This is a genomic window from Actinomycetospora chibensis (assembly GCF_028737215.1).
Lineage (GTDB): Bacteria > Actinomycetota > Actinomycetes > Mycobacteriales > Pseudonocardiaceae > Actinomycetospora > Actinomycetospora chibensis.
This window is the reverse complement of record NZ_JAQZAM010000007.1, coordinates 282,467-291,138: the sequence shown is the minus strand read 5'-3', so window position 1 is coordinate 291,138 and position 8,672 is coordinate 282,467. Positions and strand designations below refer to the sequence as shown.

Sequence of the window (8,672 nt, the reverse complement as noted above, 5' to 3'; positions counted from 1 at the left end):
CGCCACATGCTCCGGGGAGATCTCCCCCGAGGCCAGCACCGTCGCGGTGCACGGCGACCGCGGCGGAAGCGGCTGACCGTGCAGCGACAACCGCGGAGCCAGGTCCTCGGCCTCGGCCACCAGCCGCCCGGCCTTGCTGGGGTCCAGCCGCCAGCTCTCCTGCAGCAACCGCTCGGTACTGCGATCCCCCGTCACCGCGGCGAGCCCGAGACGATCCATCTCCGCGATCCGCTCCAGGCGCCGATAGTAGGCCTGGTCACCGGCGATCTCCTCGGCGCGCGCAGCCGCGAGCGCCTCACGCTCCACGACACCCACGCCTTCGCTCATGTGTTCGATTCTAGAGCCGACCCCCGACAGCGAGGGGCCGGTTCAGGAACCCCGCTCCACCCGCCGCTGAGCCCGCCGCCGCTCGACGAAGGCGCGCTGCTCGGCCGCCGCGCCGCAGGCGCTCATCGAGCACCAGACACCGGCATGTCGACCTGCCCGGCACCCTCGCGCGCCTGCTCGCGCTCGGGGCCACCGAGTACCAGCCGCTCACCGGGCACGGCGGCGGGTTCGTCACCGCGTCGGTGGTCGACCCGTTCGGCAACGTCCTCGGCGTCACGCACAACCCGGACTTCCTCGAGATCGCCGGGGCTCGCACGGCCGCGGTCGCGGCCTGACGACGTCACTCGAACGGCAGCAGGTGACGCCACGACGGGCCCCGCTCCGTGCCCTCAGCCGGACACGCCGCAGGACACGCCGAGGATCACGCCACCATCAGGGTGAACTAGAGGCTGAGGGATCGCGGCCTGTGGATCACGGGGTAGAGCCTGGGCAGCGACCTGCCCAGGGGGGATCGATGGCGTACGCCGCGCCGCTCGGCGAGCGGACTTCCGAGCTCCGTGGCTCGCGCCTGCGCCGACTCGCCGGGGGCCTCGCCACGGTGCTCGGCATGGGCGTGTGCGTCGGGACGCTGCTCGTCCTCCTCGCGGCCGCGGTCACCGACGACACGCCGCGAGGAACGACCGTCGGCGCGGAGCCCGCGACGATCTCCCTGCCCTACGGCGGCCAGCTCGAACGACCCGACCCGGGCGACCTCATCGAGCCGGGCGGCCTCATGGGTCTCGGGCTCCTCGGTCTGGGGCTGGCCAACGGACTGGTCTTCGCGTTCGCGGCAGCGCTCGACGGCACGCGGGGCCCCTCGGCCGCCGAGACCCGCCGTCGCCTGCGCAACCGCCGCGGTCGCGGTGCCGTCCCGGGCGGTCGGCGCGAGGTCGCCCGCACCGTGTTCGTGCCGGCCGCGGCGCCCGCGGCCTCCGCCGGCCCGCTCGGCGTGGTCGAGGCCGAGGACCTCCCGGCCCGCCGGAGCGTCCCCGGCCGTGCGGCCCCGGGCACGACCTACGCCCCGATCCCGGCGCCCCGCCGACCCGAGCCCGAGCGCCACCCCGAGCCCAAACGCCTCCAGGCCCGGTTGCCGATGCCGGCGCCCGCACCGGAGCCCACGCCCGCCGCGGAGGCCACGCCCGAGCCCGCCCCGGCGGAGGAGCTCGCCGAGGAGCTCGTCCCGGAACCCGTCGAGGAGCCCGTCGAGGAGCCCGACCCCGTCCCCGCACCCCGGGCACCGCGCCGCCCCTCCCCCGTTCCGCGGGACGGCGGCGACGGGCGACCCTCGCCGGCGACCCGTCGGGGCACGGGTCCCTGGGGCTGGCGTCCCGCGCGCCCGGACCCGGTGCCGTGGCGCAACCCGCGGCCGTGGCCGGCCCTCGTCGGCGCGTGCTGACCCCGCACCCGACCTACCGCACCAGCCCGTCCTCGATCGTCCGGGTGAAGGCCTCGAACACCGGGCCCGCGGGCGGGAGGACCTGGGTCAGGAGCACCGCGGCCAGGTCGTGGCGCGGCCAGGAGTACCATAGCGTCCCGAGTCCCCCGGCCCAGCCGTAGCGGGGCCCGGCGGGCGAGTCGACCACCCCGATTCCGAGACCCCACCCGCCGCCGTCGAGGAACGGGGCGGCCGCGGGCGCGGCCCGCTGTGCGGGCGTGAGGCGGTCGGTCGTCATCGCCGCGACGGCGGCGGGGTCGAGGATCCCGGCACCGCCGTCGAGGAGCATGCCCGCGAAGCGCAACAGATCCTCGGCCGTACCGACGAGCCCGGCCCGGCCGTCGGGGAACGCCGGCGGGGTGAGCCAACGGCTGTCGGTCACGCCGTCGACGTCGACGAGCGCCCCGTCCTGGTCGCGCCCGAACGCCGGGACGAGTCGGGCGGGGTCGGCGACGAACCCGGTCGCGTCGGTCCCGAGCGGAGCAAGGAGACGCTCGGCGAGCAGGTCGCCGAGCGGACGACCATCGGCGCGGGCCACGAGGACGCCGAGCACCGCGGCGGACAGCTCGTAGCGCCAGGCACGGCCGGGCTGGTCGAGCAGCGGGAGCGTCGCGAGCCGCGCGATCCACTCGTCGGGAGCGGGCGGACCGTGCGGGTCGGGCGGGCCGAAGCCGAGCCCCAGGGCCGCCGCCCGGTCGAGGGTGGGACACGGGCCCTCGGTGACGACGCCGAACCCCATGCGCATCGTGAGCAGGTCCTCGACGGTGATCGGGCGCTCCGCGGGCACGGTGTCGCGGGCGGGATCGCCGAGCGAGACGTCGAGACGCCGCAGCACCCGGCGTTCCGCGAGCTCGGGCAGCAGGCGGTCGACGGGCTCGTCGAGCGCGAACGCACCGTCGGCGACGAGTCGCATCGCCAACGCGGCGATCAGGGGCTTCGTGTTCGAGCTGAGCCGGACCACCGCGTCGGGGCGCAGTGGGGTGTCCCCATCGGGGCGGGTGGTGCCGACCGCCGCGAGGCTCGTCGCGCCGCGGTGGCGGACCCCGACGACCGCGCCGGGCACGAGGCCCGCCTCGACGGACCCGCGCACGCCCTCGATCACGTCGTCGGCGTGCACGGGCGCCCCCGGGAGCTCGGTCCCCGATCGGCTCCGCACGGGCGGAGCCTCGCGGTCATTCAGAAGTACACGATCCGATCGCAGGCCACGGAGCCCCGTGGCCTCGGTCAGCCGTTGAATCCGCCTCCGGCGGGTCCGACGGGGCTCGGCTCGGGGCGGACACCGCCGCCACCGCCACCGCCCTCGGGGCCGTCGTCCGGGTCGGGACCCGTGGCGGGCCGTGCGGCGCCGCCCGCGATCCAGATGCCGACCTCGGCGCCGCGCTCGAGCTCCTCGCCCGCCGCCGGCTCCTGATCGGCCACGTGGGCGCGCCCGGCGCCCGTGTGCACCGCGTTGCGGCCGACGGCGAGCACGCCGGCGTCCAGGGCGCGGTCGTGGGCCTCGGCGGCCGGCAGTCCCACGAGCTCGGGCATCGTGGCGGTGGTCGTCCCGCCGTCGGTCGCGTCGTGGCCCATCGTGGTCCCACCCTCGGCGTCGGTACGCGTCTCGTCGGTGTGCATCGTCGCCTCCTCCGGCATGCCGGTCATGGCATATCGGTACCCATCCTGCCGTGCCCCTGACGCCGAGTCGGGCATCACCCGCCCCCGGTGGCGGCGGCACCCCGCGTGAGCTGGGAGAACGCCGACCGGCGGGATCACGCTCCGCGCCCGCCCGCCGCGACGGCCGTCAGCCACGTCCGGACGAGGTCGCACGCGCCGTCCACGTCCCCGGCGACACCGAGGGTGTGCGCCGGGCCCTCGAGGTCGTCGGTGGCGGTGAGGCGCACCCGCAGGTCGCCCTCGTCGAACCAGACCCGCACCATCAGCACGGCGCCCGGCGGAACGGCCGGGGACACGCCCGGCGACTCCCCCGACGTCGCGGGGGTCACGAGAACCCCGAGACGAGCACGAGGCCGGTGGCCGCGCCGGCGGTCGGGGTCCCGACGTCCGGGGCGGGCGTCACGTGCGGTGTGGCGACGGTCATCGACCTCTCCGGGCAGGGCGGCCGGTCCGCTGCTGATCAGCTGCCGGTCGGCCCGTACTGGCCGGCGGGGGTGAACATCTCCATGTCCGCGGTGGCCTGGACGAGCTCCATGAGCTCGCTGTCCAGCCCGGGCCCGAACTCCTCCGGACGCTCGACCGCGATCTCCATGGGCGCGCCCTCCGGGGCCTGCTCGGTGGAGAGCTCCGTGCCGTCCTTCGACGGCGAGGGGCCGTTGAAGACCTTGGCCGCCTCGTTGAGCTGGTCGATGTTGAACGTGTACTGCTTGGACTGCAGGCCCTGGTCCAGCAGCGTCTTGACCTCGGGGAAGCGCTCCGCGCTGGTCTTCGGGATCGGCAGGAGCTTGTTCCACTCCACGCCGAGCGCCTCGAGGGCCTTCGCGTAGGCGTTCTCGTGGGCCTGGTCGCGCACGATCAGGTACGCGATCGTCGACCGCGCGGTCTTGTTGGCGGTCATCTCGTAGAGCCGGCACTTCTGCAGGCGCCCGGTCGACTCGAGCATGAGGTTGTAGAGAAGGTTCAGCGGCAGGTTGCCGCTGTCGTAGACGTACTTGCCCGTCCACGGGTCGCCCTGCGCGTCCACCGGCAGCGCGCCCTGGGCGCCGACCAGCCAGTGGTGGATGTTGCCGCCACCGAGCGCCACCGACAGCGGCGTCGCGCCGCCCTCGCCCGGCTCGTCGAGGTGGGTGGGGTTGCCCTGGTAGCGGGGCGAGCCGTCGACGAGACGCGCGATCGTCGTGGCGATGAGCTCGACGTGACCGATCTCCTCGGTGCCCACGCCGTAGAGCAGGTCGCGGAACGGCTTGCCCGTCGGCCCGCGGAAATTGAAGCTCTGGAACAGGTACTGCATCATCGTGCGCATCTCGCCGAACTGACCGCCCAGCCCTTCCTGCAGGGCGTTCGCGGCCGCCGGGTCCGGCTCGTCCGGGACGATCTCGTTGATCAGGCGCTGCACATGGAAGAACACGTGGATCCTCTCGAGGGTCGATCGGTGCGTGCCCCACCCTCGCCAGACCCCCGTCCCCCGGTCGTGACCCTCGCCGTCGCCGGGACCGTCCCCGCCGCGTGCCCGCCGCGTCGGTCCGCCGTCTCTCCGGTGTCTCGATCGCGTCTCCGGTGGGCACCCGATCTCTGCCCGCCCCGGGACGTCCGTCCGAGTCGCCGGTCGGGTGCGGTGTCCCTACCGTGAGCCGAGCGCGTTGAGGCCGTCAGTCGCGCCGCCCTCCCCGGTCCCGTGCGGGCCGGCCATTTCCTCGAACAGCCGGACCCGACGTGGAAGGTCCGACGGGAACGGCGGCGAATGACGCTCGACGTGCCGATACCGCATCGGACGGCACACCTGTACCTCGTCGGCCGCTTCGCGTGCCGGGTCGATGACGAGGACGTGCGGTTGACCCCCACCGCCGAGCGGGTCCTGGCGTTCCTGGCCCTCGCCCGCCGTCCCGTCCGCCGGCACCAGCTCGCCGGCACCCTGTGGCCGGACGTCACCGACCGGCAGGCCCTGACCCGGCTGCGCTCGACGCTGTGGAAGGTCCCCGCCCCCCAGCGCGCCGCGCTCGTCGAGGCCGACGCGACGAACGTGTCGCTGCACCGGGACGCCGGCGTGGACCTCTACGCCCTCGACGACGACGTCCCGGCCGACGACGACGGCATGGTCGACGCCCCGATGCCGCGCGGCGAGCTCCTGCCCGGGTGGTGCGACGACTGGGTGCTGGTCGAGCGGGAGCGTCACCGCCAGCTGCGCCTGCACGCGCTCGAGGACCGCTGCGCGCGGGCGTGCGGCGCCGGCCGGTTCGCCGACGCCCTGCGCGCCGGGCTCGAGGCGGTGGCGCAGGAGCCGCTGCGCGAGAGCGCCCACCGCCGTGTCATCGAGGTGCACCTCGCCGAGGGCAACAGCGCGGAGGCCCTCACCCAGTACCAGACCTTCCGGGGGCTGCTGCGCGCCGAGCTCGGTCTGCCGCCCTCCCCCGCGATCCGCGCGCTCGTCCGCCCGCTGCTGGGGCGTCCGGCGGATTGACCGAGGACGGGGCCGAGCGCCAGGGAAATTGACGTGATCTCGCTCACACCATAGCGTCGGGTCCCGGGTGTTCGCCCGATTCACCCGAGATTCGGAGCCAGTCACCATGGCCACCTACGACCCCCGCACCGCCACCGGCATCCCCACCGAACCCGTGGGCTCGATGCCCCGGCCGCAGAAGCTCCAGGACGCCTACGCCGCGTACGACGAGGGGAAGATCGACAAGTCGGCCCTCGAGAGCGAGCAGGAGGCCGCGGTCCAGGACACCATCGACCGCTTCGAGGCGACCGGCGCGCCGATCATCTCCGACGGCGAGCAGCGCTGGTCCTCGTTCGCCACCTACCCGATCACCGACACGCTGGCGGGCACCGGCCTGGCGCCGTCCCTCGCACCGGGCGGCCAGTTCTTCGCGATCTTCGCCGACGGCCACGGCCGGCAGCTGCCCAAGCTGGTGAAGGGCCCGTTCGAGTACCAGAACTACGCGGCGGACTCGCTGAAGAAGTCGATCGGCAAGACGAGGACGCCGATGAAGCAGGCGGTGATCGCGCCGTCGATGCTCGCGCTGCTCTACCCGCTCACGGAGCCGGTGGAGGGCTACAGCCGCGAGGACTTCGAGGCCAAGCTCATCGACGAGTGCGAGAAGGACATCCGCCAGGCCTTCGCCGCCGGCGCGGCCCGCGTGTCGGTCGACTTCACCGAGGGCCGGCTCGCCACCCGCGAGGACCCGCGCAACCCCTGGACCGGGGCCGGGCTGCTCCCGCACTTCATCGAGCTGAACAACCGCGTCATGGCGCGGTTCAGCGCCGAGGAGCGGAAGTCCATCGGCATCCACACCTGCCCCGGCGGCGACCGCGACTCGGTGCACTCCGCCGACGTGCCCTACAACAACCTGCTGCCCGAGATGTTCACGATCAACGCCGGCTACTTCCTCATCCAGCTCGCGAGCGAGCGGGAGAAGGACCCGGTGTACTCCTCGATCGGGAAGAACCTGCGCACCGACGCCGACGGCGTGACGCAGATGGCGTACATCGGGGTGATCAACCCGGGCAACCCGCGGGTGGAGAGCGCCGACGAGGTGGCCGGCCGGCTCGTCCGGGCCGCGGACTTCATCCCCGCCGAGCAGCTCGGGTCCACCGACGACTGCGGCTTCTCGCCGTTCTCGATCGACGAGAAGCCGAACCACGGGTCGCCGGACTACGCCCGGGACGTGGCGTTCCAGAAGATCACCAATCGCGTGGAGGGCACGCGGAGGGCCGCCGAGAAGCTCGGGGTCTCCTGAGCCGTGTCCCTGGAGTTCCGGGCCGGGCGCTCGGACCGCTCCCCGGGACGTGAGCTGCTCGCCGAGCTCAACGCCCTGCTCGACACCCAGTACCCCGGGCGCTCCGCGCGCCCGGGGTCGGTGACGACGCCGGAGGAGATGGCGCCGCCCCGGGGCCGCTTCCTCGTCGGGTACGACGACGGGGAGCCCGTCGCGATCGGCGGGGTGCGCGCGCTGGGGCCGGACGTCGCCGAGATCAAGCGGATGTACGTCGCGCCCGGCGCCCGGTCGCGCGGGGTGGGCCGGGAGCTGCTGGCGGCGCTGGAGGACGCGGCGCGGGAGCTCGGCTACGCCCGCGTACGGCTCGACGCCGGCCCGGAGCAACGGCACAGCCGCGCGCTCTTCGCCGCCGCCGGGTACCACGCCATCCCGGCGTACAACGGCAACCACATCGCGGTGTTCTTCGGCGAGAAGATCCTCTGACGGCGCGGCTATGGTGTGGATCACATCAGGGTGCGACGATCGTCGCGACGGCGAGATCGACACCGAGTACCGGGAGCGACGGATGGCGGATTCCGGTGCGGCGACGGCGTGGCACCAGCGCGCCCTGGCCGAGATCACCCGGTGGCCGTGGCTGCAGAAGGTCAACGACCGCGCCACCGCCGTCGTCGACCCCGTCTACGACCGCTTCCGCAGCAACCCCGTCCTCGAGCTGATGCACGGCGGGCGCTGGCTCGGGCACTCGCTGCACCCCGCGCTCAGCGACCTCCCGATCGGCTTCTGGTCCGCCTCCGTGCTGCTCGACACGGCAGGCCAGGACGTGGCGCCGGGTGGTCGCCGGCTCGACCCGTCGTCGACGCTCAGCGCCGCCGGGCTCGCGGCCGCCGCCGCGACCGCCGCCACCGGGTGGGTCGACTGGAGCGTCAGCGACGGCGAGGACCGTCGCGTCGGGCTGTTCCACGGCCTCCTCAACGTGGCGGGCGTCAGCCTGCAGGGCGCGTCGCTCGCCGCCCGGCTCTCCGGCCGCCGGCCGACCGGCCGCGCCCTCGGCGCCGCCAGCCTCGGCGTCACGGTGGTGGCCGCCTACATCGGGGGCCACCTCGTCCAGGGCCGGGCCGTGATGGTCAACCGCGTCGCCACGACGACCGGACCGACCCGCTGGGTCAGGGCGGTCGCCGAGGAGGACCTGCCCGCGGGCGGCGTGACCGGCGTCGAGGTCGAGGGCCGGCACGTGCTCCTCGCGCGGCGCGACGGCGAGGTGCACGCGATCGACGACGTGTGCAGCCACGCGGGTGCGCTGCTGCACCGCGGCGAGACCGACGACTGCACCGTCACCTGCCCGCTGCACTTCTCGGTGTTCGACCTCCGCGACGGCCGGATCGTGCGCGGACCGGCCCACCACCCCCAGCCCGTCCTGCCCGCGCGCGTGCGCAAGGGCTGGATCGAGGTCCGCGGCTCCGCCCCGGCGCCGCGTTCCCGGCGTCCGGCGAACTGAGAGG

The 8,672-nt window shown here is 74.5% G+C and carries 10 protein-coding genes; 5 read left to right on the top strand and 5 right to left on the bottom strand.

Annotation, left to right across the window (positions count from 1 at the left end; all coding sequences use genetic code 11):
- Positions 1-327 (bottom strand): DUF222 domain-containing protein (locus PH189_RS13535; RefSeq protein ID WP_274189311.1); only part of this gene is annotated, 327 nt, incomplete at its 3' end.
- Positions 328-841: 514 nt separating this feature from the next.
- On the opposite strand from PH189_RS13535, the gene PH189_RS13530 reads away from it, so the two are divergent.
- The gene (locus PH189_RS13530; RefSeq protein ID WP_274189310.1) at positions 842-1,762 is read left to right on the top strand and encodes a hypothetical protein; all 921 of its coding nucleotides are present in this window, start codon (positions 842-844) and stop codon (positions 1,760-1,762) included.
- Between the two features lie 13 nt (positions 1,763-1,775).
- On the opposite strand, the gene PH189_RS13525 is transcribed toward PH189_RS13530, so the two are convergent.
- From PH189_RS13525 to PH189_RS13510, 4 genes are all read right to left on the bottom strand, one after another.
- Positions 1,776-2,957, bottom strand: a complete 1,182-nt coding sequence (locus PH189_RS13525; protein ID WP_274189309.1) for a serine hydrolase domain-containing protein — start codon at positions 2,955-2,957, stop codon at positions 1,776-1,778.
- A 68-nt stretch (positions 2,958-3,025) separates the two neighbouring features.
- Positions 3,026-3,445, bottom strand: coding sequence for a PASTA domain-containing protein (locus tag PH189_RS13520; RefSeq protein ID WP_274189308.1), 420 nt, complete (start codon positions 3,443-3,445; stop codon positions 3,026-3,028).
- Positions 3,446-3,552: 107 nt separating this feature from the next.
- Complete coding sequence (locus PH189_RS13515) at positions 3,553-3,753, bottom strand: hypothetical protein (RefSeq protein WP_274189307.1); 201 nt, start codon at positions 3,751-3,753, stop codon at positions 3,553-3,555.
- Between the two features lie 164 nt (positions 3,754-3,917).
- Complete coding sequence (locus PH189_RS13510) at positions 3,918-4,865, bottom strand: manganese catalase family protein (RefSeq protein ID WP_274189306.1); 948 nt, start codon at positions 4,863-4,865, stop codon at positions 3,918-3,920.
- A 423-nt stretch (positions 4,866-5,288) separates the two neighbouring features.
- Here PH189_RS13510 and PH189_RS13505 point away from each other — a divergent pair, with 423 nt between their 5' ends.
- The 4 genes from PH189_RS13505 (at position 5,289) to PH189_RS13490 (ending at position 8,668) form a co-directional block, all read left to right on the top strand.
- On the top strand, positions 5,289-5,915 hold the full coding sequence (locus tag PH189_RS13505) for an AfsR/SARP family transcriptional regulator (protein WP_274189305.1): 627 nt from the start codon (positions 5,289-5,291) through the stop codon (positions 5,913-5,915).
- A 106-nt stretch (positions 5,916-6,021) separates the two neighbouring features.
- Complete coding sequence (locus PH189_RS13500) at positions 6,022-7,194, top strand: uroporphyrinogen decarboxylase/cobalamine-independent methonine synthase family protein (protein ID WP_274189304.1); 1,173 nt, start codon at positions 6,022-6,024, stop codon at positions 7,192-7,194.
- Between the two features lie 3 nt (positions 7,195-7,197).
- The gene (locus tag PH189_RS13495) at positions 7,198-7,656 is read left to right on the top strand and encodes a GNAT family N-acetyltransferase (RefSeq protein WP_274189303.1); all 459 of its coding nucleotides are present in this window, start codon (positions 7,198-7,200) and stop codon (positions 7,654-7,656) included.
- An 82-nt stretch (positions 7,657-7,738) separates the two neighbouring features.
- Entirely contained in the window at positions 7,739-8,668 is a 930-nt protein-coding gene (locus tag PH189_RS13490) for a Rieske (2Fe-2S) protein (RefSeq protein ID WP_274189302.1), read from the top strand.
- The last annotated feature ends 4 nt before the right edge of the window (positions 8,669-8,672 follow it).

Bases quoted from the DNA above. Each gene is read 5' to 3' on its own strand.
- PH189_RS13530 (WP_274189310.1), top strand. From the start codon at position 842: ATGGCGTACGCCGCGCCGCTCGGCGAGCGGACTTCCGAGCTCCGTGGC.
- PH189_RS13520 (WP_274189308.1), bottom strand. From the start codon at position 3,445: ATGACCGGCATGCCGGAGGAGGCGACGATGCACACCGACGAGACGCGT.
- PH189_RS13500 (WP_274189304.1), top strand. From the start codon at position 6,022: ATGGCCACCTACGACCCCCGCACCGCCACCGGCATCCCCACCGAACCC.
- PH189_RS13490 (WP_274189302.1), top strand. From the start codon at position 7,739: ATGGCGGATTCCGGTGCGGCGACGGCGTGGCACCAGCGCGCCCTGGCC.